This window comes from Agrobacterium sp. InxBP2 (assembly GCF_026191755.1).
GTDB classification, from domain to species: domain Bacteria; phylum Pseudomonadota; class Alphaproteobacteria; order Rhizobiales; family Rhizobiaceae; genus Agrobacterium; species Agrobacterium pusense.
Window position 1 is genome coordinate 72,788 of sequence record NZ_JAINDY010000034.1, and the last position, 22,340, is coordinate 95,127.

A 22,340-nucleotide genomic window follows, 5' to 3' on the forward strand; every position below is an offset into this window, starting at 1 on the left:
ACCCCTATCGCAGTCCAAAAAGTGGCCGGTTTCCGGCCACTTTCATAAGATGCAGGCGCAAGGCGCCGCGTAGAAGAGATAAAGGCGCACTGCGCCGGAGGAAGGAAATCCCGTGCTCATTTCACAGATTAAAGATGCCAGCGGCAACATCACCGTAGCGGTTCGCGAAGAAGGCGGAGAGGCACGCGCAGTCAAGGGCGCAGAGTCCGTTTATGCGCTTGCCATGGAAGCCGCCAATGGCGGCAAGAACCTTGCAGATGTCATTTCCGCGCATGGTCTGGGCGATGCCGTCGATCTTGAAAAGGCTTATGCCGAAGGTCGCTTCCTGCCGCCGATCACCCATCCCGATCCGGCTCATCTGCATCTGACCGGCACCGGCCTTACCCATCTCGGTTCGGCCGCGACCCGCGACAGCATGCACAAGAAAACCACGGAAGCCGCCGAGGAAAGCCTGACGGACTCCATGAAGATGTTCCGCATGGGTCTGGAAAACGGCAAGCCGAAGGCCGGTGAAAAGGGCGTTCAGCCCGAGTGGTTCTACAAGGGCAACGGCCATGTGGCGGCAGCGCCCGGTGCGGCGCTCACCTCGCCTTCGTTTGCGCTGGATGGCGGCGAAGAGCCTGAGATGGCAGGCATCTACGTGATTTCCGACAAGGGCGAAGCCGTGCGTATCGGCTTTGCCGTCTCGAACGAGTTTTCCGATCACGTCACCGAGCGGATCAACTATCTCTACCTCGCCCATTCCAAGCTGCGCCCGGCAAGCTTCGGTCCGGAAATTCGCGTCGGCGCTCCGCCGTCCGATATTCGCGGCACCTCGCGCATCCGCCGCGGCGATAAGGTCATTTTCGAAAAGCCGTTCGTATCGGGTGAAGACAACATGTCCCATACCTTCGCGAACCTCGAATATCACCACTTCAAATACGGCCTGTTCCGTGCGCCTGGCGATGTGCATGTGCACATGTTCGGCACGGCAACGCTTTCCTTCGCCGAAGGTATCAAGCCGGAAGCGGGCGACGTCTTCGAAATCGAAGCCGCCGGTTTCGGCCTGCCGCTGAAGAACCCGCTGGCGGTCGATGCGGAAGAAGAGATCGTGGTTCGGCAGATTTGATCTGCGAAAGTAGCACGTAAAGGGTTGAGGTGTGGTCTCGGAGTATTCCCACCTCTCTACGTCATCCTCGGGTCAAGCCCGAGGATGACGCTAGAGTTTAGGTTTTGTGTCCAATCGTCCCTTTGCGAGGACGATTTTCAAGCGGGCTCTTGTCAGCCATCACCGTTAGTCAGATGCGAAACATCCGCCAGTGAAACGACGGCGCGGTTCTGCCAGTAATCGTCTTCCTTCAAATGCGTTATGCTGCCGGAGCGCGCCGGAAAGCTGACATAACCGGCGCTGTCGATCGGCATCTTGATCCATGCCGCGATGACGAAGGTCAGGGCGAAGCCATGGGTCACGATTATCTGCGTGGCGCAGTGCCGCGCGATGATCATGTTTACGGCTCGATACACCCTTTCAGCAAATTCGCGTCTCGTCTCGCCATCGGCAATACCGCCACGATGGTCAAGGCGATTATGGTGCGGTGCCGGGATTTGACGCTCATCAAGCCATTGCTGCGACATGCCTTCGGCCTCACCGTAGCTCATTTCTCTGAGGTCACTCATGATCTCCATTGGCTGCCCGAAGCGTTCCGCGATGATTTCTGCGGTCTGCGAGGCGCGAAGCAGGTCGGAGCTGAAGATTTCCACAGGCTCACCACCGACCAGCGTCGCCAGTCTGGCAGCCGCCGCCCTGGCATCGGTCCTGCCGTGCGGCGTCAGTCCGGTATCATACCAGCCGCCGACCCGGTTCTCGATATGGTGGACCGACTGAGGATGAGTTACGACATAGATGTTCTTCACGGTGGCGTCCTGTTTCTTTGCGGTCAGCCCTGTTCAAATCCCCAGAGCTTGCCTTCTCCCACTTCCACCGAGTTCCCGGAGGGGTCGCGGATATAGACGGAATAGCTATCATTCGGCCAGCGGTGATAGTGCTCGATAGGAATCCCGAGCGTTTCGAAGTGCGCTTTCCAGCCGTCTACCTCCGATTTGTCCCTTGCGTAAAAGCAGAAGTGGCCTTCACCTGCCGTGCCATGGCGAGGGATGGGATTATCGGGATCGGCCTTGCGCGACTTCTCGGGGTCGAAAACCAGCAGTACCTGCCGCCCGCACCTGAAAAAGACGAAGCTTCCGGGCACCTTGCGGATGATCTCCAGACCGAAGACATCGCAGTAAAAAGCCTCGGCGGCTTCGAGATCATTCACATAGATCGCGGTTTCCATGATGGCTGTTGGCGGTTGCATGGTGCCTCCTATGGTCGAGATGTGGTGAGGAATGATGGGTAAGCGGCGGGCGGCGTCATGTCTTGTAGGTCAGCACCGTAAGATCGTGCTTGCCGACGCCCCGTTCGAGGACGGTCCAGCCGCAGTTGAGGTAATAGTCCTCAAGACCTGCCTCGCAGCAGAGGTAGCAGATCTCGTGACCGAGGTCGGCGGCACTCTTTGTCGCGGCCTGCATCAGCGCGCGCGCCACGCCAGAGCGTCGGCGGTCTTCTTCCACCCACAGGGCCGCGACCCAGGGAAGATAGTGCGGGCGCTCCTCGAGATCGCAATGAATGAGAAAAGCGGAGCCGACATAGGCGTCGCCATCATGGGCGACGAAACCGGTGGGGAGGGCGTGAGGATTTGTCATCTCTTTCAGGTGCTCGAGGACATCGCCCACCTTGAGGCCGCTATCTTGCCACCACGCCGTCCAGACCCTTTCTGCTATGATGGGTCCATGCGACTGGCAGTCGCGATAGTCGGAAATGCTGTACAATGCCGTCTCCCGGCCGGTTTTGTCCCAAAAGGATAAACCGGATCATGCTTTCAATTGAGAACGGCGATTAAAACGGGTGCTGCGCCTTTTTGCAACCGTCAACCTGTCGCGGTTGGTCAGTGCTTTTTGGCCATGACATGCAGCCAGTCTGTCGGCAGCTTGTCGTAACCGCTTCCCTGCCGGGCTTCGATCTCTACGCCCGTCCAGTCATAGTGCCCGTAAAGCTCCTCCAGCCATGACCTGGACGGATAATTGTAATAGCGGCCGAACGTATCGCGTCCTTCAGCCTCTCCGGCCTTGAAGCTCGCATAAAAGACGCCGCCCTGTTTCAGTGCCGTGTGGATGCGGCCGATGATGCCGCGCAGGGCAGGGCGTGGCACGTGCAGCAGGCAGGCATTGGCCCAGACGCCGTGATAGCGCCCGACCTCATCGATATTTTCGAACAGCAATGTCCTGACAGGAATGCCGAGTCGGGCTTCCGCAGCCTTCGCTATATCGGGCGTTCCATCGGTGGGATGCACGTCGAAACCGGCTGCCAGCATATATTCGCTGTCCTGCCCGCCGCCGCATCCTAGCTCGAGAATGCTGGCGCCTTTTTCCAACTGCGACAGGAATGTCTTGAGATGCGGGCGGTCCGCCGCCTGTCCGCGGGTGGTATAGGCGGTTGCGTTGTCAGTATAGAAACCGATCGTATCGTCGTCTCTGGCGGCCATGATCTCAGCTCTGGGACTGGCTCTGGCTCTGCGATTGCTGCACGGTAACTGAAACGCTCAGCGTCTCACCGGCCGGGCCGATGCGCATGCCAGATATAGGCGCGCAATCGCGATAGCAGAGACCGGATGCGATGCGGACATAACGGTCATCGGGGCAGATATTGTTGGCGGCGTCGAAGCCGACCCATCCAAGGCCCTGCAGATGCACCTCGGCCCAGGCGTGGGTAGCGGTTTGTTCCTCCACCGCCTCCATCATCAGATAACCGGATACATAACGGGCAGGCAGGCCCATCTGCCGGGCAGCGGAAATGAGAATATGGGCGTGGTCCTGACAGACGCCCCTGCCAGCCTCCAGTGCCGCTTCGGCCGTGGTTTCGATGTCGGTGGAGCCGGGAACATACTCCACCTTGCCGTGAATGTTTTCCATGAGATTGTGGAGGCGGGCAAGCTCGCTCTCGCCGACGCTCACCTTCACCAGTTCGCGTACCAGCTTTCCGGGTTTGGTGCGTGGCGTTTCCCGCAGGAAGAGCCAGAGCGGCGCGTTGCCGATGTGGTGACCGAACACGCCGGCCTTGTCCTGCGTGTTCACCGTGCCGCTCGCCACCACTTTGACCCGCTGCTGTGGGCCTTCCGTTTCCACCAGCGCGACGCGATTGCCGAAATGGTCGTCATAGGTCACTTCCACGGTCGCGCCATCGACCGAGACATCCCAGTCCTCCACCGTCTGGCTCGGGCCGGTCTGCGGTGTCAGGCGCAGCCGCTGCAAGGCATAGGGCATCGGCTCGTCATAGACATATTCCGTCGTATGGGTGATTTTCAGACGCATAAGCTGTCCCCGTCTACGCGCTCATTGATAGAAGCGGTAGCCTTCCGTGATTTCCTGTCCCAGTTGCCCGTTGCGATGGACGAATCTTTCCAGAAACTCGTGCAGGCCCTCGTCCATGACCCGGGCGATGGTGGTCGCGCGCAGGCTGTCGCGGATGCTTTCCGCCGTATCGTGTGCCTTGTGCCGCTCGCTGTAGTCCTCGGCGATGTAATTGAGGTTGCTGGCGATCTTCTCGTAACAATAGGCAAGCGAACGCGGCATGCGTCCATTGAGAATGAGGAAGTCGGCGATGTTGGCCGGTTTGTATTCCGCATCATAGACCCAGCCATAGGAACGGTGGGCCGAAACCGAGCGCAGAATGGATTCCCACTGCGCATTGTCGAGCGATGAGCCGACATGCGCCACAGCTGGCAGCAGCACGTAATATTTGACGTCGAGAATGCGCGCCGTATTGTCGGCGCGTTCGATGAAGGTGCCGATACGGGAGAAATTATAGAGATCGTTGCGCAGCATTGAACCATGGAAGGCGCCGCGCACCAGACCGGCGCGGTGTTTGATCACGTCGATGGTCTGCGGCAGTTCCGCATGGTTGAGCTTGCGGCCGAGGATGTTCTTCAGCTCGATCCAGAATTCGTTGGTCGCTTCCCATGTCTCGCGCGTCAACGCCGTGCGCACCATGCGGGCATTGTTGCGCCCCGCTTCGATGCAGGACATGACGCTGGATGGGTTCGATTTCTCGCGGAGAAGATAATCGATAGCATTTGCCGCCGTCACCTTTTCGCGTGTTTCGAGGAATTCCTCATGCACGCCCGCGCTTTGCAGCACGCCGTCCCAATCCTCGTCGCCGCTGCCTGAGCGCGTCAGTGAAACGCGCAGGCCCGCATCGATGAGCCGGGCGATGTTTTCAGCGCGCTCGATATACCGGAACATCCAGTAGAGCCCGTTTGCCGTTCTGCCCAGCATGGCTTAATCCTCCAGTACCCACGTATCCTTGGTGCCGCCGCCCTGGCTGGAATTGACCACCAGCGAGCCCTGCTTGAGCGCAACGCGGGTCAGGCCGCCGGGAATGATCTGCACCTTGTCCGAAACAAGGACATAAGGACGCAGATCGACATGGCGCGGCGCGATGCCGTTCTTGACCATGATCGGCACGGTGGAGAGCGACAGCGTCGGCTGTGCAATATAGTTGGAGGGGCGTGCTCTCAGCTTTTCGGCAAACAGCGCCCGTTCCTTTTTCGATGCGGTGGGGCCGACCAGCATGCCGTAACCGCCTGAACCGTGGACCTCCTTGACGACGAGATCGGCAAGGTTGTCGAGAACGTATTTCAGGCTGTCCGGCTCGGAACAGCGCCAGGTCGGCACGTTTTCCAGGAGCGGCTTGCGGCCGGTATAAAATTCGACGATCTCGGGCATGTAGGAATAGATCGCCTTGTCGTCGGAAATGCCGGTGCCAGGGGCGTTGGCGATGGTGATGTTGCCGGCGCGATAGACATCCATGATGCCGGGAACGCCAAGCGCCGAATCCGGCCGAAAAGTCAGCGGGTCGAGGAAGTCGTCGTCGACGCGGCGGTAGAGAACGTCGATGGCCTCATAACCGCGCGTCGTGCGCATCTTCACCTTGCCGTCCATGACGCGAAGGTCGGAACCTTCCACCAGTTCCACACCCATCATGTCGGCGAGGAACGAGTGCTCGTAATAGGCGGAATTATAGATGCCGGGGGTCAGCACCGCGACGCGCGGCTTGCCGGTGCAGCCCGGAGGGGCGAGCGAGGCAAGCGACTGGCGCAGCAGATAGGGGTAATCCTCCACCCGTCGAACGCGGTTTTCATGGAAAAGTTCCGGGAACATCTGCATCATCGTTTCGCGGTTTTCCAGCATGTAGCTGACACCTGACGGCGTGCGGGCATTGTCTTCCAGAACATAGAACTGGTCTTCGCCGGTGCGGACGATATCCGTGCCGACGATATGGGTGTAGACCCCGCCGGGCGGCGTGAAGCCGATCATTTCCGGCAGGAAGGCTTCGTTCTTTTCGATGATCTCACGGGGGATGCGCCCGGCGCGGATGATTTCCTGTTTGTGGTAGATATCGTCGAGGAAAGCATTGAGGGCGAGAACACGCTGTTCGATGCCCTGGGCCAGTTTGCGCCACTCACGGCCGGAGATGATGCGCGGGATAATATCGAAGGGTATCAGTTTTTCTGAACTATCGGCGTGGCCATAGACTGCGAAAGTAATGCCGGTTTTTCTGAAGATGTTTTCCGCGTCTTTTGATTTCTGGATCAGGTGTGCCCTGTCCTGCCGGCTGTACCATTCGTTATAGTTTTCATATGGGCTTCGCGGCGTGTTGTCCGCATTTATCATTTCGTCAAATGCCAACTTCGATGTCCCCTTTTTTGCCATATGAATACAACGACAAATGCAATGCAAGAACTATGCAGGCCTCCCCGAGAAGATTTTTTGTCGCTCTAGAGTTTTAAAAAAGAAGCGTTTTTTCGGCTTCCGCCTATAAATGCGGCATCGGCAAATTGGTTGCGGGGCGACGAGCGGTGTAAGCGGGCGGTGGCGCTGTTTGCGCCGTGGGCGAATGCATAAATTTTGTTCGCTCGCTTTCGGTTGATGAATGTCCGGCGTCGCATCAGAAAATCTGAAAGATGTGATCACCAAAACGCCTTTGACCTTTTGCCGGGATGCGGATACCGCCATGCTGAACACCCGGCTCGACTATTCGCCGGTTTGCGTGAAGCCGCAGAAATATCAATTCGCCGACTGTTCCGCACCGGTAGCGGACACCATGCTACACAGAGGATGCGCCCATGTCGCTCGACCGTTTGGCTCCGGCCATCTTCGTCTTTCTCTGGTCGACGGGCTGGGTCACCGCCAAATATGCGGTCTATTATACCGGGCCGCTGACCTTCCTCTGTCTGCGCTATCTTCTGGCGGGCGTTTTGCTGTGGGCGATCTGCCGCTTTTCGTCCATCCAGTGGCCCGAAAGTCGTGTCGATATCTTCCGGGCGATCCTGTCAGGCGTCTTCCTGCACGGTCTTTATCTCGGCATGATCTGGTGGGCGATAGGGCAGGGCGTGCCGGCGGCGATCGGCGGCATTATCGCCGGCCTGCAGCCGCTGATGACGGCGGTGGCCGCCCGTTTCATGATCGGCGAAAGGATTTCGCCGCTGCAGCGCGCCGGCCTGCTCATCGGCTTTGCCGGCATCGCCATCGCGGTGCTGCCGAAGGTCATGGCCGCGGGTGCTGTCGGGCTGTCGGTGCCGCTTTACGCCGTGGCGGTGAATGTGCTGGGCATGACCTCGGTCACCTATGGCACGCTCTACCAGAAGAAGTACGTGCATGGCGGCAACATCATGGCGGTGGCAACGCTGCAATATGTCGGCGCACTGCTGGTAACGGTTCCCTTCGCGCTTCTGCTGGAAGATGGGCATGTGGACTGGAGCCTCGGCCTTGCCGCCACGCTCGCCTGGTCTGTCGGCGCGATTTCCATCGGGGCCGTGGCGCTGCTTCTTTATCTGATCCGGCGCGGCCAGGTTTCACGCGCCGCTTCGCTGATCTATCTCGTGCCGCCGCTTGCCGCGGTGGAAGCCGCCCTGCTTTTCGGCGAGACGCTGACGCCTGCGATGATTGCGGGTACGGTTCTGGCGGTGACAGGCGTTTATCTCGCCAATCGCAAACCTGCCGCATCGGTTGCGGCTGGTTAATTACTGCAACCTCATATTAGGGGTTTATTAACCATAAAATTATACCTCTCGTTAATCACATGATTTGGCGGGGGTTACATGTCTATTTCACGTCGTGGTGTTCTGTTTGGATTGCCGCTGTTTCTGGCTGGCTGCGCAAACACCGGCATCGGCCAGCACAGGCTGGATTACGCGGCGAAGCCGGAGGAAAAATTCCCGCTTCCCGCCATGCATCTCGATAAGGTGAAGCCCGAACTGCGCCGGCAGGAGGTGGCCTATGATACGCGCCATCCGGCTGGAACGGTGGTTGTGGATACGCCGGCGCGGCGGCTTTATTATGTTCTCGGCGACGGTCGCGCAATGCGCTACGGCGTCGGTGTAGGCCGCCAGGGTCTTGCCCTGAAGGGTGACGCCTATATCGGTCGCAAGGCGGAATGGCCATCCTGGACACCAACCGCGAACATGATGCGCCGCGATCCGCGCAATCTGAAATTCGCAGCCGGCATGCCCGGCGGCCCGAACAATCCGCTTGGCGCCCGCGCGCTCTATCTTTATCGCGGCGGCAACGACACCATGTTCCGCCTGCATGGCACCAACCAGCCGCAGTCCATCGGCCACGCCATGTCGAGCGGCTGCATCCGCATGCTGAACCACGACATCATCGACCTCTATAGCCGCGTGCCTGTCGGTTCGAAGGTGGTGGTGCTGCAGGCGTGAGGCGGGACGGTTTTTCCGCCTGTTGCGATCGAAAAAATGTCTGAAGCCCTGAGTTGATTTTTCTGTAAGAAAGTCAATTTTCTATGGTGAAATCAACTATTTGTAGAAAATGGCGTTTTGAGTATTTTAGGTAGTTCTGCAATATCGGAAACGTGATTTCCGCTATTTCGGAGGTGTATCCATAAACGTGCCATCGCGCTCTTATCGGCGCTTCACCACTTCAACGGGGACACATCAACATGGCAATTTTCGATTCTCTCTCCCGCTATCGCCCACAGGCACTCGGGGCGCTGCGCATCATGACGGCGCTGCTTTTCATTTCGCATGGAACGCAGAAGCTGTTCGGTTTTCCGGCATCGCAGATGGAAGGCTCCCTGCCGACGATGCTGCTGGTGGCGGCGATTCTGGAATTCGTCGGCGGCATTCTCGTGCTGATCGGCCTTTTCACGCGTCCGGTCGCATTCATCCTGTCCGGCCAGATGGCGGTTGCCTATTTCATCGCGCATGGGCCGAAGAGCTTCTTCCCGGCACTCAACGGGGGTGATGCCGCCATCCTGTTCTGCTTCATCTTCCTCTATCTGTTCGTGGCCGGTCCGGGCGCTTTCTCGGTGGATGAGCGCCGGGCCTGATCTGCCTGACCGGACATCGATTTGTTTTGCCGAAGCCCCGCGTGGCCAACGCCGCGCGGGGCTTCTTTTTAGAGCAGGGTCGATACTTCGGCCGCGGCCGAAGCATAGGCGTCTGTTTTCCGGTTAAGAACGGGTCACCCTCAATCTAGTTGGAAATCGATCCGTGTCCTCTGAGAACCCCATCGCCCGCGAATTGCTGCTTCTGGCCCTGTTGTCCACGCTGTGGGCCGCATCCTACACTTTCATCAAGATCGGGGTGGAGACCATTCCGCCCCTTACCTTCATCGCATCGCGCACGATGATCGCCGGTCTGCTGCTCTTCGCGGTGATCCGGCTGCGCGGGTTGCGTTTGCCCACGGATTTAGCGACATGGCGGCTGTTCTTCATTCAGGCCTGTATCAACAGCGTTCTCCCCTTCACGCTGATCGCCTGGGCCGAACAGAGCATCGATGCCGGCCTCGCCGTCATTCTCAATGCCACGACGCCGATCTTTACCTTTCTTCTCACGGCGCTCGTGATCCGGCATGAGGCAGTCAGCGGGCGCAAGCTGTTCGGCACGATTGCCGGCATGACGGGCGTTTGCCTCATTATCGGCATGGAGGCACTTGATGGGGCGGGCGAGGCGATATGGAGCCAGCTCGCCGTGCTGACAGCGGCATTTTCTTATGCCTGCGCGGCCATTTTCAGTAAAAATTTCAAAGGGCTCGATCCGATCATGCCGGCCGCCGGCTCGCTTATCTGCGGTGCTGTCCTGCTGCTGCCCGTGAGCCTGATTGTCGACCGACCCTGGACCTTGTCGCCTTCGGCGGCATCACTGGCGGCGCTGTTGTGCCTCAGTGTGTTTTCGACCGCGCTCGCCTTCATGATCTATTTCCGGCTGATGCAGACGCTCGGTTCGGTCGGGACCACCTCGCAGGCCTATCTCAGGGTGCCGGTCGGGGTCGCCTTCGGCATGGCGTTTCTGGGGGAAATGCCGACGCCCGCCATGTGGGGTGGGCTCGTCTGCGTGATTGCGGGCGTGCTGGCGATGACCCTGCCGTCACGGCGTCGTCCGGTCGCGCAGGGGAACTGAAGGCGAAGAAAAGCCCCGCTACCGAGTGTGGCTGCGGGGCTTGATTATTGGCGAGCGCGTGCCGCTTGTTTCTTCTCCCCGCCGGGGAGAAGGTCGCGGCAGCGGGATGAGGGGGCAAGGGTGATGAGATACGGCAACTTTACCGTCTCATCCGACCCTTCGGGCCATCTTCTCCCCGGCGGGGAGAAGAAACGCCCGGCAATGCCGCGGCGTCCTCAATCCATTCAGAACGACTTAACGGTTGCGGCCGCGATGGCCGTTACCGGAAGCGCGTTTTTCCTGGCCGTTGCCGCCGGCAGGGGCGTGGCGGTTGGCGCCGCTGCCGCCGGGCTTGCGGGCCGGACGACGATGCTTGCGCGGGCCAGCCGGGCGGCCTGCGTCGCCTTCGGCCTGCTTCACGCGCTTGAAGTCGGAGGTGACTTCAAGATCATTGTCCGCATCGCGCGGCGCGTGGTGGCGAGACGGGCGGGATTCGCCGTTGTGGCGTCCGCCTTCGCGCGGGCCGCGCTGCTGGCCGCCATTGTTATTGCGTCCGCCGCGGTTGTTGTTGGGGCGCGTCGGGCTGGCAAGACCGGCCGGGCGTTCACCAGAGGCAACCGGAATATCGATCTTCATCAGCTTTTCGATGTCGTGCAACAGGCGGGTTTCGTCCGGTGCGCAGAAAGCAATGGCGATGCCGTCGCGGCCGGCACGGGCGGTACGGCCGATGCGGTGGACATAAGCGTCCGGTACTTCCGGCAGGTCATAGTTGAAGACGTGCGTCACGGCCGGGATATCGATGCCGCGGGCCGCGACGTCGGTTGCGACCAGAACCTTGATCTCGCCGTCCTTGAAGCCCTTCAGGGCGCGCTCGCGCTGGCCCTGGCTCTTGTTGCCGTGGATGGAGGCGACCTTGAAGCCGATATGTTCGAGATGCTTGTAGAGCTTCTCCGCACCGTGCTTTGTGCGCAGGAACACGATGGCGCGGCCATCCGGGTTCTCGTTGAGCGACTTCTTCAGAAGCTCGGTCTTGTCGTTCTTGCCGGCGACGAAGTGGACATATTGCTCCACCTTGTCGGCTGCCTTGCCGGGCGGGGTCACTTCGACCTTCAGCGGATCGGTCAGGTAGCTGTGGGCCAGATCGGCGATCGCCTTCGGCATGGTGGCGGAGAAGAGCAGCGTCTGGCGCTTGGCGGGCACCATCTTCGAGATCTTGCGCAGATCGTGGATGAAGCCGAGGTCGAGCATCTGGTCTGCTTCGTCCAGCACCAGATAGGTGACCTTGGAGAGCGAGATGGCGTTGCGGGCGATGAGGTCAAGCAGGCGGCCGGGGGTTGCCACCAGAATGTCCGTGCCCTTTTCGAGCTGGAGCTGCTGCTTGTTGATCGATGCGCCGCCAACCACCTGGTTGATGCGCAGCGGCGTCTTCTTCACGAAAGCGCGCAGGTTTTCGCCGATCTGGTTCACCAGCTCGCGGGTCGGGGCAAGGATGAGCGTGCGGCAGGTGCGGTTTGCCGGGCGGTCCGCCTGCTTCATCAGCATTTCGATGATCGGCAGGCCGAAAGCGGCGGTCTTGCCGGTTCCGGTCTGTGCGAGGCCGATCAGGTCGCGGCCTTCGAGCAGCAGCGGGATGGCTTTTGCCTGAATGGGGGTCGGGGTCGTGTAGCCAAGCTGGGTAACGCTGGCAACAATCTTTTCGGAGAGGCCGAGTTCGCTAAAACTGGTCAATATAATGCCTTTCGGGGCGCCAAAAACCAATCGTCCGGAACAGGGCTGCTGTCCGGCGGTTTCGGCGTCAAGAACCCCGCGTGAATTGGGAACTTGTGGGTTGGAATAACTTTCTGCGCATCAGTGCGGCACATGCCGTCTTCTGTATTCTCTGCGCTTTTCCTTCATGCGGGCCAAGTCTCTCTCGGACCAAGTCTTCTCAACATACGCTGCAGCTCACGCGGCTGCCGAAGGTGAAAGCTTGAACGGCATGTGGGCGTTTTACTCGCCAAAGTCAAGCGATAGTTTCATGACATGGCTGCCGGACGGCGCATGGCAGCCATGCGGAACGCCGCCGCCAGCTGGCCGAAGAGTTGAGTCGCAGCGAATAATTATGGTTAAAAAAGTGTATTGCCGGGCAGGGCGCATAGCAAAAACAGATTTTCTCACATAACGTTTTTGCGAAGTCATCTAGAAATATTTGATTCGACAAAAGTGAAACTGCACGCTGTGGAGTATCGATTGACCGAGGGCAGCGGGTTGCTGGAAAAGGCTTGCAGGGCTGTGGCCGCCCTGAACCTGCCCGCGTGCATCAAGGACAGCGAGCTGCGCTATCTCGTGGTCAACGCCGCCTACGCACGGTTGATGGGGCGTCCCCTCAGGGCGTTCGAAGGCCACACCAGCCTTTCCCTCTCGGCTGATATCCGTGATGCGGAGCGGGAGGACAGGGAGCGCCGTTCACTCGTTTTTGCAACGGACGAGGTGATCGCCTGCCATGCCTCGGTTTCCTCCCTGCCATACACGCTTCGCTGCGAGCGCTTCACCGATGATGACGGCAGCCTGTTCCTGTTCGAAACGGTGGAAGACATGCCGTTGGGCGTTTTGACGGGGACGGCGGATATCGGCGGGGCGTCGGACCTGCTGTTCAGCAGCGGCCTCATGGATTTCATCGATGCCGGCATCGTCGTCTACGATGCGGAAAACCGGCTGGTTTATTGCAATGCCCGTTTCGCGGAGTTCTATAGCGGTTTTGGTGTCGAGCTGAAGCCGGGCATCCGGCTCGAGGCGCTGATGGAGGCGCTCTATTTTTCGAGCGGATATCGTCGCGTCAAAGAAGACGACCCTGCGTTCGAAGGCTGGATGCGGGAGCAGTTGCGTGATTTTTCCCTGCCCTATCTCGAACGGGTGGAGCAGTTCGCCGATGGCCGCTGGGTTCGCATGGTCAACAAGCGGCTGGAAAACGGCATGCTGGTTGGCCTGCGCATCGATGTGACCGAGTTCAAGGCGCACGAGACCCTTCTCAGCGCCCAGATCCGCGAGACCTGGTTGCTGCGCGCTGCCCTCGAACAATTGCCGGTGGGGGTTTTCCTGAGGGATCAGGACAGGCGGCTGACCTATGCCAATGCCGCCTATGACGCATTTCTCGGCGGCAATCTCGCCGACTATATCGGCAAGACCGAATCCGAAATGTTTCCGCAGAATGGCTCCCAGTTCCAGCAGGAAAACGAACGGATCTTGCAGACCGGGGAGGCGCTCGAACGCACGGGAAACATGCCTCAGCGCAACGGACGAGCCATTCCCGTCATCACGCGGCTCGGCCGCGTTGCGACACCGGATGACGAATATTACCTCGTGGGCTCCGTCACCGATGTCAGCCTCCTGCAGGAGCGGGAAAAGGCGCTGATCGCGACACAGGCCGAAGCCGAGGCGCTGCATCGCCAACTCGAGGCGGTGCTTCACGCGCTGCCCGTGGGGGTGCTGCTTCTCAGCGCCGATCTCGTCATCGAATATGTCAATCCGTTCTTCTACCAGGTCTGGGGCGAAATCGGCGGCGAGAAAACACTTGTGGGCAAAGACTATCGCGAATTCATGAGGATGAATTTCGATAGCGGCCTTTATGATTATGGCGATCGGCCTTTCGACGAGGTCTATAGCGAGCGGGCGCAGCGGCTCCTTAAGGATGGGGCCTTTGCCCCCCGCGAGGTGCGCAGCAAAAGCGGCAAGGTGACCGTCATCTCCAAAACGCGCCTCGAAGGCGGAAAAATCCTCAGCACCTATGCCGATGTGACGGATGTGCGAATGCGCGACGCCGAAATCAGCAAGGCGAAGGCCGAGCTGGAGCGCGTCGGCGAATATATGCAGGGCGCGACGCGCGCCATGGCGCAGGGCCTGGTGCTGGTGGAGCAGGGCACGATCATCATGTCAAACGAGGCGATGGCGCGGATGTTCGACGTGCCGCCCGAGCTGCTGGAAAAGGATCGCGACTGGTCCGGCTTCTTCGCCCATTGTGCCGCGCGCGGAGATTTCGGCACGGCCGAGGAAGCGGCCGCGATGCTTAATGCCTGGAAAGACAACATTGCCGCCAACCGGCCGTTCTCCTGGCTAATCCATGTCGCCGGCAAGAGCTGGCTCAACCTGGAAGCCACCAACAGTTCCGGCAATTACTGGCTCGTGATCGTCACCGACGTGACCGAGATGAAGATGCGCGAAGGCGAATTGCAACGTCTGCTTTCGCGGGCGGAAGCGGCGGACCGCGCCAAATCGGAATTTCTGGCCAATATGAGCCATGAAATCCGCACGCCGATGAACGGCGTGCTTGGCATGGCGGAGCTTCTGGCCAAATCCAACCTCGATACGCGCCAGAAGACTTTCACCGACATCATCGTCAAGTCAGGCAATGCGCTTCTGACGATCATCAACGACATCCTCGATTTCTCCAAGATCGAAGCCGGGCAGATGAAACTGCGCAGTGTATCTTTCGATCCGGCGGAAGCCGTGGAGGACGTGGTTTCGCTCCTGTCCTCGGCGGCGCTGGAGAAGAACATAGAGCTGGTGGTGCGGATCGACCCGTCGGTTTTCGGCAAGGTCATCGGTGACGCCGGACGCTTCCGCCAGATTGTTACAAACCTCGTCGGGAATGCCGTCAAGTTCACCGAAACCGGCCATGTGCTGGTGGAGCTTTCTGCGCAGTCAGCGGAAGCTTCGGAGGCCATCCTGTCGCTGCGTGTCGAAGACAGCGGGATCGGTATTCCCTCCGACAAGCTGGAGACGATCTTCGACAAGTTCAGCCAGGTCGATAGTTCCGCCACGCGCCGTCACGAAGGAACCGGGCTCGGCCTGGCGATCACCGTCGGCCTTGTCGGACTGTTCAATGGCAAGATCGATGTCGTCAGCGAAGTGGGCAAGGGGTCGAGTTTCGAGGTCAACATCCCGTTTCAGATGACCGAAAGGCGGAGGGATGTCCCACCTCTTTCGGTGGCGATCGAAAATATCCGGGTGCTCGTCATCGATGACAACGATGTCAACCGGCGCATCCTGACGGAGCAGCTGCAAAGCTGGGGCATAGACGGCCATGCCGTCGAGGGTGGGCCCACGGGCCTTGCAGTGCTGCAGGAAGCCGCAGCGGTGGGTCTTTCGATCGACGCCATCATTCTTGATTATCACATGCCTGTCATGAACGGCCTGGACGTGGTGGAGCGGATCAGGGCGGATCGCCGTTTCGATGACATCGCCATCATTTTCCTCACGTCCATGGATGTCGTGGGTGACGAGACGCTCTTTACCGATCTCAACGTGCAGGCCCATTTGATGAAGCCCGCGCGGGCGCGGCTGTTGCGTTCCACCCTGTTCGACGTGGTGCGCGACGTTAGGCTAAAACGCGCGCGGCCGGAAGCTTTCGCAGGTGCCTCGGACGGCGGTTCGTCCCGGCCGGAAGGTCCTGCTTCAGAAAAGAAGCGGCGGGCAGAGGTGCCGACAGTTTCCGTCCGGCTGCGGCCCAGCCTGATCGATGTGCTGGTGGCCGAGGACAATGACGTCAACCAGATTGTTTTCACGCAGATTTTGCAGCAGACGGGTCTGCGGTTCCTGATCGTCGGCAATGGGAAAAAGGCCGTTCAGGCGTGGGAGGAATATAATCCCGCGATCATCCTCATGGATGTCTCCATGCCTGTCATGAACGGGCATCAGGCAACGCAGGCGATCCGGACGGCCGAACTTGCGGCCGCCGAAGGCCGGCATGTGCCGATCATTGGCGTGACGGCCCATACGCAGGATGCTGACCGCGATCTATGCCTGCAGGCCGGCATGGACGATTATCTGTCGAAGCCCATCAGCCCCGAAATTCTCGAGGACAAGATCGCCCAGTGGCTGGGTGAAGATATTCCGCGCCGGGTATCTGATGACGCAACCGGTCGCTGATGTCGTTTTGGTCAAACCGGGGGCCTGGTGCCGCAGAGCATTTCCCGTTTTCCTGCGAAACCCTTGCGTCGTTCCACATCAAAACCGGCGGCGATGAGATTGCGGCGGACGAAGCCTGCGGCGGCATAGGTGGCGAAGGTGCCTGCCGGCGCCGTCCTGGCGAACAGTGCCTGCATGATCTCGAGCGACCACATGTCCGGGTTGCGCGCAGGTGCGAAACCATCCAGGAACCAGGCATCGAAGGTTTCGTGACTGTTGGAAATACCGGTGAGCGCCTCGCCGCAGACCACCGTCAGGCGTGTTTCACCATCGAGTTCAATCTCTACCTTCCCCTTCGGTTCGGCGGGCCAGAGGGCGGCGAGCGCCCTGCGTTCGGCGTCCACCTCCGGCCAGCGGGAAAGTGCCCGGCCGATCTCGTCCGCCTTCATCGGGTAGAGTTCGAAGGAGATGAAATGCAACGTGGAGCGGCCGTTGCGGACCTCTTTCCATTGGCGCCATGTCTCGCACAGATTGAGCGCGGTGCCGAAGCCCAGTTCCCCGATGCGGAAGACGCCTTCGCGTTCCCGCCAGCGTTGCGGCAGGCCGTTTCCTGACAGGAAGACGTGGCCACATTCCAGCCTGCCATCCGTCTGGCAATAAAAATGGTCGTCAAAAGCCAGCGAATAGGGCATATCCCCGTCACGCCAGTCGAGTGCAGTGTGGGTTTCGCCGGTTGCCGAACCGGCCTGTGCGCCAGTCTCTCTGATAGTGTCGTTGGAATCTTTCATGGCTAAAGCCGATAATCCCGCTTTCGAACAGGGTCAATCACCAAGAACGCCTTTGCCTGCTTCCCTCCCTCTCCTCATCGTCGGGGGTGGTATCATGGGTCTATGGGCTGCGGTTAAGGCGGAACGGCTCGGCATCGAGACGTTGCTGGTGGAGGCGGACCATCCCGGTGGCGGCGCGAGTGGCGGGCTGCTCGGCGCGCTGATGCCTCATATGCCGGACCGCTGGTCGGACAAGAAGCAGTTCCAGTTCGACGCCCTCGTGGCGCTGGAAAAAGAGATCGCCGGGCTGGAGGCGGAGACCGGGCTTTCCGCCGGTTATCGCCGCTCTGGCCGGATCATCCCATTGCCGAAGCCGCATCTGCGTCCCATCGCCGAGCGGCATGAAAGGGATGCGCAGGAGAACTGGGTCTCGGGTGAGCGCCGGTTCCATTGGCATGTCGGTGACAGCCCAGCGGTTGCGGGCTGGGTGGATGACGCGGCTGGCGCAGCGGGTTTCGTGTTCGATACGCTGGCGGCGCGGGTGGCTCCGCGTGCAATGATTGCGCTTCTTTCGGCGTTTCTCGGCAAGGCGCGGCATGTGCGGTTGATCAAGGGTTGCCGCGTCCTTTCGCTTGACGCGGAGACAGGCCGGGCGGCGCTGTCTTCGGGTGACGAGGTCGTGTTCGGCCACGCCGTGATCGCCAATGGGCATCGATCCTTTCCCCTGATCCGGGACGCACTGGGCCTCGACACCGGGCTGGTGCTCGGGCAGCCGGTGAAGGGGCAGGCGGCGCTGCTCGACGCGGCGGTCGATCCGGCCATGCCCGTGGTGTTCCTGAACGGTCTTTACATCGTGCCGCACGAAGACGGAACGGTCGCCATCGGCAGTACCAGCGAAGATTGTTTTTCCGACCCCTTCGATACGGATGAGAAGCTGGAAAAACTGCTTGCGGATGCGGCTGCGATTGTCCCCTGCCTTGGCGGGGCGCCGGTTCTCGAACGCTGGGCCGGGCTGCGGCCGAAGGCTGCGGGCAGAGACCCCATGGTGGGAACGGTTGCCGGTCACCCGAAGCTTGTGGCATTGACGGGCGGCTTCAAGGTGAGCTTCGGTCTTGCCCATTCTCTTGCCGATACCGCGCTACAGGCCGTTTGCGGAAAGGCACCGGACGTGCCGCGGAGTTTCGAGCTTCAAGAACACGTGAACATAGCCATGGCGGGCATCGGAAAGTTCTGACCAGACCGCTTACGTCGTTAATCTGTCACGCAAATCACTTATTTGCTGGCCTGCAACGAGGCAGGTTTGTCCGCTTTTGCGGCGAGGTGACAGCGCATGCGATACGCCATTCATTTCACGCCTTCCCCCAATGACCCCCTGACGCAGGTAGCCGCTGCGTGGCTGGGGCGCGATGCCTATTCCGGTCAGGCGGTTGAGCCGCCCGGTATGATCGATCTTGGCATGCAGGAGATTTCCTATCACACGGCCCTGCCGCGTCGGTATGGTTTCCATGGCACCATCAAGGCTCCTTTCCGCCTTGCCGAGGGTCAGTCCGAAGCGGCGCTCCTGCGCGACCTGATGTATTTTTCCGGCAGGCAGGAACCCTTTCCGTTGCCGCAACTTGTGGTGGCGAGGCATGACAATGTCTTCAGCCTCGTCCCCGAACGGCCCTGTGAAGTGCTGCATTTTTTCGCGGCCCGCGTCGTGCAGGAATTCGACCGTTACCGGGCGCCTCTGACAGAGGCGGAGATCGAGCGTGCGGATCCGGACCGGTTGTCGGCCTCGCAGCTCACCAATCTGCACCGCTGGGGCAGCCCGCATGTGATGGACGAGTTCCGGTTCCAGATGTCGTTGACCGGCGGTGTGGAACCCGCCAGCAGCCAGAGGATCGAGCGGGCCGTGCGCAAGGTGTTCGAGCCGCTGCTGTCGCGGTCCCTGCAATTTTCCAGCCTTGCGCTCTTCATCGAGGATGAGCCGGGAGCGCCTTTCCGGGTGCACTCGCTTCATCCCATGGGCCGCGTTTCCGCCCGCAAGATTGCCTGACTGGCGCGCCATCATAATCGTATACAAAAAAGCATCGGAATGTCGGCAAAATTGATCTCGACATTCCGGATGCGAATGCTACCGTTCGACATCGCATATTCGAAGTGCGCTGCGTCATCCGTCTGGATCAGGCATCTTCGAAGTTCTGTTTGTGTCTCCGAAATCGGTTGCCGATTGGGAGAGATGGTCTGGGTGGCTGAATGATTTCCGAAAACTACTCCCGCAATCTGGTGGGCTATGGCCGCAATGTTCCCGATCCGAAATGGCCGGGCGGTGCGCACATTGCCGTGCAATTCGTCATCAATTACGAAGAGGGCGGCGAGAGTTGCATTCTCGACAATGACAAGGCGTCGGAATCGCTGCTGTCGGAAATCGTCGGCGCCCAGCCCTGGCCTGGCCAGCGCAACCTGAACATGGAATCGATCTATGAATATGGCTCGCGCGCCGGCTTCTGGCGGCTGTGGCGCATGTTCACCGGGCTTGGCGTCACCACCACCGTTTACGGCGTGACCGCAGCCATGGCCCGCAACCCGGAAGCGGTTGCGGCGATGAAGGAAGCGGGTTGGGAAATCGCCAGCCACGGATACCGCTGGCTGGAATACAAGGATTTTTCCGAGGAGGAAGAGCGTAAGCACATCGTCGAAGCGGTCCGTCTGCACACGGAGGTCACCGGCGAACGTCCCTATGGCATGTATCAGGGCAAGCCCTCGGACAATACGCTGCGGCTTGTCATGGAGGAGGGTGGTTTTCTCTATTCGTCGGACTCCTATGCCGACGATCTGCCCTATTGGGTGAAGGGTGTGAAGGATGAGCCTTTCCTGATCATTCCCTACACGCTTGAGACCAACGACATGCGGTTTGCCACGCCGCAGGGCTTCAATTCCGGCGACCAGTTCTTCACCTATCTGAAGGACGCTTTCGACGTGCTTTATCAGGAAGGTGTCGAAGGTGCGCCGAAGATGATGAGTGTCGGCCTGCATTGTCGTCTTGTCGGCCGTCCGGGTCGCGCAGCGGCACTTCGCCGCTTCATCGAATATGTGCTTGGCCACGAAAAGGTGTGGATCCCGCAGCGCATCGAGATCGCCCGTCACTGGCATGAGCATCACAAGCCGGAGGCGCTTTGATGCTGACGCGTGAGGACTTCGTTACCCGTTTTGGCGGCGTGTTCGAACATTCGCCATTCATTGCCGAGCGGGCCTATGACGCTGGTGGGGCCGGCCTGGAACTGACGGCGAAGGCGGTTCATGCCGCGCTTAGCGCGCAGTTTCGCGCGGCTTCCGAGGCGGAAAGGCTTGGCGTTTTGCGGGCGCATCCCGATCTTGCCGGGAAGCTGGCAATTGCCGGCGAGTTGACGGCAGACAGCCGCAACGAACAGGCCGGTGCCGGGCTCGATAGGCTTACCCCGGAAGAGCACGCCCGTTTTACCGAATTGAACAGCGCCTATACCGATAAATTCGGTTTTCCTTTCATCATCGCGGTCAAGGGGCTGAACAGGCACGATATACTCTCGGCCTTCGAGACACGCATAGGTAACGGCGCAGCCGAAGAATTCGCGACCGCCACGGCGCAGGTTGAAAAGATCGCCTGGCTTCGTCTTTGCGCAATGCTGCCGGAGGGATGATTGGCGCGTTGCGACCATTCTGCTAGAATCGCGCCGTTTGGAGATGACGATGAGACCTTCCGAGGTGCTGGAAAAGAACAGGGAAGCGATCCGCGAAGCGACGAAACGCTTCAATGCGGCAAATCCCCGCGTGTTCGGCTCCGTCGCCCGCGGCGAGGACAGGCCGGACAGCGATCTCGACATTCTGGTGGACGCGCTGCCGGGTACGACGCTGTTTGATCTCGGCGGTTTGCTGGAGGAACTGAAGACGATGCTTGGTGTCGAGGTCGATGTCGTCACCTCGGGCGGCTTGCATTCGGATATTCGGGCGCGCGTTCTGAAGGAAGCCAAAGCGGTATGAGTACGGATCGGCTTCTGCTCTATCTGAAGGAGATGGATGTTGCTGCTTCCAGGATACGGGATTTCATTCAGGATATGGATGAGGCCGCTTTTTCTTCCGACACGCGCACGCAGATGGCGGTGATGATGGGTCTTGCCCTGATTGGCGAGGCGGTCGCCAAGCTCGACAGGCACTACCCAGCGTTTTTACAGCAGCACCCGGAAATCCCCTGGATCAAGATGAAGGGTATGCGCAATCTGATCGTGCATGATTACTTCCGAGCAGAACTCTCGGTCGTCTGGAAAACGATAACGCAGAGTATTCCGGATTTGCAGGCGCGCCTCTCCCTTCTCCGAAACTGGCATGCCCAAGGTGAATGACATTTGACTGATTTTCTCAACATACAACCTCTTACTAAGGAGGCGTTTGCGTCCTTCGGCGACGTGATCGAAACAACACCTTCTTCCATGCGGTACATCAATGGCGGCCAGACGGAGCGGCATCATGCGCTCGCAGCGCCGGAGGCGGCAGGCGAGGGGGCACGTGTGATCCTCAATATCTTCCGCGGGCAGCCGCGCGCCTTTCCGCATGAAATCGAGATGATGGAGCGGCATCCGCTCGGCAGCCAGAGTTTTTCGCCGCTTTCCGGCCGGCCCTTCCTCGTGGTCGTTGCCGAAGACGATGGCGGCCGGCCGGGGCGGCCTCGGGTGTTTCTGGCGCGGGGCGATCAGGGCGTGAATTACCGCCGCAATGTCTGGCACTATCCGCTGATGCCGTTGCAGGCGGTTTCGGATTTTCTGGTTGCCGACCGTGACGGGCCGGGCAACAATCTGGAAGAGTATTTTTTCGACAGGCCCTATGTAATCGCGGAGCCCAGCCTATGACCGGTCTGACAACCCATGTTCTCGACGCCGCGCACGGCACGCCTGCCGAGGGGCTGGTGATCGATCTCTACCGGCTCTCCGGTGATCGCCGTGACAAGCTGAAGACGGTGCAGACAAATGGCGACGGCCGTGTCGATGGCGGGCCGCTGCTCGTTGGCGACAGTTTCAGGGCCGGTGAGTATGAGCTGGTTTTCCATGCCGGCGATTATCTGCGAGGAAAGGGTGTCGTGCTTCCGAAGCCGGCCTTCCTCGATATTATCCCGATCCGTTTCGGCATTGCCGACGAGAGCGGTCATTACCATGTGCCCTTGCTGCTTTCGCCTTATAGCTATTCCACCTATCGAGGAAGCTGACGC

The 22,340-nt window shown here is 59.9% G+C and carries 23 protein-coding genes; 14 read left to right on the forward strand and 9 right to left on the reverse strand.

The annotated features are described in order from the left end of the window. Positions 1 to 112: 112 nt before the first annotated feature. Entirely contained in the window at positions 113 to 1,108 is a 996-nt protein-coding gene (gene araD1 / locus K7A42_RS22190) for a 2-keto-3-deoxy-L-arabinonate dehydratase AraD1 (protein WP_112556929.1), read from the forward strand. Positions 1,109 to 1,260: 152 nt separating this feature from the next. On the opposite strand, the gene K7A42_RS22195 is transcribed toward araD1, so the two are convergent. From K7A42_RS22195 to K7A42_RS22225, 7 genes are all read right to left on the reverse strand, one after another. After that, positions 1,261 to 1,893, reverse strand: a complete 633-nt coding sequence (locus K7A42_RS22195; protein ID WP_278066957.1) for a histidine phosphatase family protein — start codon at positions 1,891 to 1,893, stop codon at positions 1,261 to 1,263. Positions 1,894 to 1,916: 23 nt separating this feature from the next. After that, the gene (locus K7A42_RS22200; RefSeq protein WP_037089696.1) at positions 1,917 to 2,333 is read right to left on the reverse strand and encodes a VOC family protein; all 417 of its coding nucleotides are present in this window, start codon (positions 2,331 to 2,333) and stop codon (positions 1,917 to 1,919) included. 55 nt (positions 2,334 to 2,388) lie between these two features. Continuing rightward, positions 2,389 to 2,847: a GNAT family N-acetyltransferase gene (locus K7A42_RS22205; protein WP_077987347.1), complete on the reverse strand. Its 459-nt coding sequence runs from the start codon at positions 2,845 to 2,847 to the stop codon at positions 2,389 to 2,391. 116 nt (positions 2,848 to 2,963) lie between these two features. Continuing rightward, a complete protein-coding gene (locus K7A42_RS22210; protein WP_282455898.1) occupies positions 2,964 to 3,560 on the reverse strand; it encodes a class I SAM-dependent methyltransferase in 597 nt (198 codons plus the stop codon). Between the two features lie 4 nt (positions 3,561 to 3,564). After that, the gene (locus K7A42_RS22215; RefSeq protein ID WP_004443136.1) at positions 3,565 to 4,386 is read right to left on the reverse strand and encodes a transglutaminase family protein; all 822 of its coding nucleotides are present in this window, start codon (positions 4,384 to 4,386) and stop codon (positions 3,565 to 3,567) included. Between the two features lie 21 nt (positions 4,387 to 4,407). Then, complete coding sequence (locus tag K7A42_RS22220; RefSeq protein ID WP_004443135.1) at positions 4,408 to 5,349, reverse strand: alpha-E domain-containing protein; 942 nt, start codon at positions 5,347 to 5,349, stop codon at positions 4,408 to 4,410. Between the two features lie 3 nt (positions 5,350 to 5,352). Next, entirely contained in the window at positions 5,353 to 6,762 is a 1,410-nt protein-coding gene (locus tag K7A42_RS22225; protein ID WP_022556767.1) for a circularly permuted type 2 ATP-grasp protein, read from the reverse strand. Positions 6,763 to 7,199: 437 nt separating this feature from the next. On the opposite strand from K7A42_RS22225, the gene K7A42_RS22230 reads away from it, so the two are divergent. The 4 genes from K7A42_RS22230 to K7A42_RS22245 all read left to right on the forward strand — a co-directional run bounded on the left by K7A42_RS22230 (position 7,200) and on the right by K7A42_RS22245 (position 10,493). Next, positions 7,200 to 8,096 (forward strand): DMT family transporter, encoded by an 897-nt coding sequence (locus K7A42_RS22230; protein ID WP_004443133.1) that lies wholly within the window; start codon positions 7,200 to 7,202, stop codon positions 8,094 to 8,096. Between the two features lie 78 nt (positions 8,097 to 8,174). Beyond that, on the forward strand, positions 8,175 to 8,792 hold the full coding sequence (locus K7A42_RS22235; protein WP_004443131.1) for a L,D-transpeptidase: 618 nt from the start codon (positions 8,175 to 8,177) through the stop codon (positions 8,790 to 8,792). 239 nt (positions 8,793 to 9,031) lie between these two features. Beyond that, positions 9,032 to 9,421, forward strand: coding sequence for a DoxX family protein (locus K7A42_RS22240; RefSeq protein ID WP_004443130.1), 390 nt, complete (start codon positions 9,032 to 9,034; stop codon positions 9,419 to 9,421). Between the two features lie 163 nt (positions 9,422 to 9,584). After that, positions 9,585 to 10,493, forward strand: coding sequence for a DMT family transporter (locus K7A42_RS22245; RefSeq protein ID WP_034498732.1), 909 nt, complete (start codon positions 9,585 to 9,587; stop codon positions 10,491 to 10,493). A 234-nt stretch (positions 10,494 to 10,727) separates the two neighbouring features. On the opposite strand, the gene K7A42_RS22250 is transcribed toward K7A42_RS22245, so the two are convergent. Next, a complete protein-coding gene (locus K7A42_RS22250; protein WP_004443127.1) occupies positions 10,728 to 12,200 on the reverse strand; it encodes a DEAD/DEAH box helicase in 1,473 nt (490 codons plus the stop codon). Positions 12,201 to 12,701: 501 nt separating this feature from the next. Here K7A42_RS22250 and K7A42_RS22255 point away from each other — a divergent pair. After that, the gene (locus K7A42_RS22255; RefSeq protein WP_282455899.1) at positions 12,702 to 16,376 is read left to right on the forward strand and encodes a response regulator; all 3,675 of its coding nucleotides are present in this window, start codon (positions 12,702 to 12,704) and stop codon (positions 16,374 to 16,376) included. An 11-nt stretch (positions 16,377 to 16,387) separates the two neighbouring features. Here K7A42_RS22255 and mnmD read toward each other — a convergent pair whose 3' ends face one another. Beyond that, positions 16,388 to 17,143: a tRNA (5-methylaminomethyl-2-thiouridine)(34)-methyltransferase MnmD gene (gene mnmD, locus K7A42_RS22260; protein WP_113381263.1), complete on the reverse strand. Its 756-nt coding sequence runs from the start codon at positions 17,141 to 17,143 to the stop codon at positions 16,388 to 16,390. Here mnmD and K7A42_RS22265 point away from each other — a divergent pair. From K7A42_RS22265 to uraH, 8 genes are all read left to right on the forward strand, one after another. Next, positions 17,142 to 18,356 (forward strand): NAD(P)/FAD-dependent oxidoreductase, encoded by a 1,215-nt coding sequence (locus K7A42_RS22265; protein ID WP_282455900.1) that lies wholly within the window; start codon positions 17,142 to 17,144, stop codon positions 18,354 to 18,356. The two genes, mnmD and K7A42_RS22265, sit on opposite strands and share 2 nt — an antisense overlap. 96 nt (positions 18,357 to 18,452) lie before the next feature. Further along, the gene (locus K7A42_RS22270; RefSeq protein ID WP_004443119.1) at positions 18,453 to 19,160 is read left to right on the forward strand and encodes a DUF1045 domain-containing protein; all 708 of its coding nucleotides are present in this window, start codon (positions 18,453 to 18,455) and stop codon (positions 19,158 to 19,160) included. Between the two features lie 200 nt (positions 19,161 to 19,360). After that, on the forward strand, positions 19,361 to 20,284 hold the full coding sequence (gene puuE, locus K7A42_RS22275) for an allantoinase PuuE (RefSeq protein WP_174150260.1): 924 nt from the start codon (positions 19,361 to 19,363) through the stop codon (positions 20,282 to 20,284). Then, entirely contained in the window at positions 20,284 to 20,781 is a 498-nt protein-coding gene (uraD, locus tag K7A42_RS22280; protein ID WP_006699599.1) for a 2-oxo-4-hydroxy-4-carboxy-5-ureidoimidazoline decarboxylase, read from the forward strand. The genes puuE and uraD overlap by 1 nt, the downstream gene beginning before the upstream one ends. Before the next feature lie 49 nt (positions 20,782 to 20,830). Continuing rightward, entirely contained in the window at positions 20,831 to 21,121 is a 291-nt protein-coding gene (locus K7A42_RS22285) for a nucleotidyltransferase family protein (protein WP_004443113.1), read from the forward strand. Beyond that, positions 21,118 to 21,480: a DUF86 domain-containing protein gene (locus K7A42_RS22290; protein ID WP_006699600.1), complete on the forward strand. Its 363-nt coding sequence runs from the start codon at positions 21,118 to 21,120 to the stop codon at positions 21,478 to 21,480. Before K7A42_RS22285 ends, K7A42_RS22290 begins: the two co-directional genes overlap by 4 nt. Before the next feature lie 3 nt (positions 21,481 to 21,483). Then, positions 21,484 to 21,984: an ureidoglycolate lyase gene (locus K7A42_RS22295; RefSeq protein WP_004443111.1), complete on the forward strand. Its 501-nt coding sequence runs from the start codon at positions 21,484 to 21,486 to the stop codon at positions 21,982 to 21,984. Further along, a complete protein-coding gene (uraH, locus tag K7A42_RS22300) occupies positions 21,981 to 22,337 on the forward strand; it encodes a hydroxyisourate hydrolase (protein ID WP_037089711.1) in 357 nt (118 codons plus the stop codon). Before K7A42_RS22295 ends, uraH begins: the two co-directional genes overlap by 4 nt. Positions 22,338 to 22,340 lie beyond the last annotated feature (3 nt).